The sequence below is a fragment of the Streptomyces sp. genome, from assembly GCF_036524955.1.
GTDB lineage: Bacteria > Actinomycetota > Actinomycetes > Streptomycetales > Streptomycetaceae > Actinacidiphila.
Map to the genome: position 1 here is coordinate 1 of NZ_DATDBG010000282.1, position 2,020 is coordinate 2,020.

General features: G+C 72.5%; 2 protein-coding genes. One reads left to right on the forward strand and one right to left on the reverse strand.

Going from position 1 to position 2,020, the window contains the following annotated elements; translation table 11 throughout:
- The first annotated feature begins 167 nt into the window (after nucleotides 1-167).
- Entirely contained in the window at nucleotides 168-509 is a 342-nt protein-coding gene (locus tag VIW71_RS22705; RefSeq protein WP_331624362.1) for a MerR family transcriptional regulator, read from the forward strand.
- Here the strand turns inward: VIW71_RS22705 and VIW71_RS22710 are convergent.
- Nucleotides 476-2,020: MFS transporter (locus tag VIW71_RS22710; protein ID WP_331624363.1), on the reverse strand; the 1,545-nt coding region annotated here is incomplete at its 5' end. The two genes, VIW71_RS22705 and VIW71_RS22710, sit on opposite strands and share 34 nt — an antisense overlap.

The window sequence follows — 2,020 nt, forward strand, 5'->3', positions numbered from 1 at the left end:
GCTGGCGCAGTGACGTGGTGGGGTGACGCTTCGCGAGCGGGGTGGAACGGCCCTTTCTCCACCTGGAGAGTTCAACGATCTCAGTTGATAGGTTGATATTTAGTCAGTTCTGCGAGAGATTTCAAGTACTTGTCCGAGATAAGTTTTCGGACTGGACGGAGGGATGGATGGGGACGCCGCACGACGGAACGCCCGCCGACGACCACGCCGTCTACGGCATGGCCGTGGCCGCCGAGCTCACCGGTGTGAGCCCGGCGATGCTGCGCGCGTACGAGGCGAAGAAGCTCATCTCGCCGCACCGCACGCCGGGGGGCACCCGGCGCTACAGCGCTGACGACATCACCGAGATCCGACGCATCACCGCGCTGTTGGCCGACGGCCTGAACCTGGCCGGCGTCGAGGCCGTGCTGGCGCTCGAGGGTCGCAACGACGAGCTGCGCGACGAGGTGGGCCGGCTCCAGGGGCTGGTCGACGATCAGGGGCAGGCGGACCCGCGCGGCACCTTGTAGGGCGCCCCGATCCGGTAGGTGCCCTTCTCGCTGGCGTGCAGGACCAGCCAGTTGTCGCGCGGGTTCTCCACCTCGAGGTCACTGGCGAGGCCGGACAGGCACGCGGCCTCGGCCGGCAGGGCCTTGCCCGTCGCGTCGACGAGACCGAGCCACCGGGAGTAGGCCACGCGCACCACGATCGGGCCGGGCTCGGGGGTGTACAGGGTGATCTGCGCTGCGTCGAAGTCGAGGACGCGCGCCGGAGCGGAGGCCAGCGGCGCCGGGTTGCGGACCTCGTAGAGCATCCAGTCCTCGTCGGACCAGACCCGTTCGAGGTAGGGCAACCCGGCCGAGACCAGTGCGGCCTCCTCGACGGCGGCGGCGTCGGGCGTCGCCGTCGAGAGCACGACGAAACGAACAGCCCAGCGCCGCAGCCATCGTTGGTAGGCGTCGGCGGTCAGCGGCTGGTCCCGGTAGAAGAGCCGGTTGCGGGCGGCGTCGGCCTGCCGGTTCCAGCCGCGGGCGAGGTTGGCGTACGCCGCGAGCGCGGTCGCCTCACGGTGGCTGGCCGTCGGCACGACCTCGACCCGCCCCAGGCCGGCGCCCCGGTCCTGGAGCTGGTCGACGAGCGGCTGGAGGTCGAGGCTCAGCGACTCCGGAGGTGCGGTGTTGATGGCGTCGCGGGCGGCCAGCCCGACCTGCCACGAGACCGACGTGATCAGGGCGGCGCCCAGCATCCCCGCGGCCACCGTGCGCCCCAGTCGGACGCCCGCCAGCGACCGGACCCAGTCGCGGCCGGGGAGGGTCGCCGCCAGGCCGACGCCCGCGAAGATCAGGCCGAGGCGGTTGATGTTCGTGCCGACAGGGGAGGGCATCAGCCACGCCATCTGGACGGCCACCAGGTAGACCACCCCGAGCATCCGCAGCAGCCGCCAGTCGCGCGGGAACAGCAGCACCGCGGACAGCCCGGCCGCGGTCGGCAGCAGGGCGGAGTACCAGGACATCGGCTGCACGCCGGACAGCGGGAACAGCCACGCGGACACCGCGACCACGACCAGCGGCGGCAGCCCGATGGCGTAGGCCAGCCGCCGTTCGCCGGTGAGCCACAGCGCGGCGGCGACCAGCCCGAGCAGGAGGCCGGCGACGGCGCTGGCCGCCGTCGTCAGGGCCGCCAGCGCGACGATCACCGGTACGCGCAGCCGCAGGCGAGCGGGCCAGGCGAACGCCGCGACGAGCGCCGCCAGCCCGAACAGCAGGCCCAGCCCGAACGTCACCCGGCCCGACACCGCGTTGCCGGTGAGCGCCAGGGCGCCGAACACCGCGGGCAGCATCGGGTGGCGGACGTGGGGGCTGCGCTCGAGGAGGAGCGCGAGCAACCCTGCCGACAGCGTGCCGACGACGACCATGGTGGGTCGCACGCCGAGGACGGCCATCAGGTACGGCGAGATGGCGCTGTAGGAGACCGGGTGCATGCCGCCGTACCAGGCCAGGTCGTAGGCGCTGCCGGGGTGGGCCCGCGCGAACGCCGCCCA

Excerpts from the sequence above, each read along its gene's own strand:
- VIW71_RS22705 (WP_331624362.1), top strand. The coding sequence starts at position 168 with ATGGGGACGCCGCACGACGGAACGCCCGCCGACGACCACGCCGTCTAC.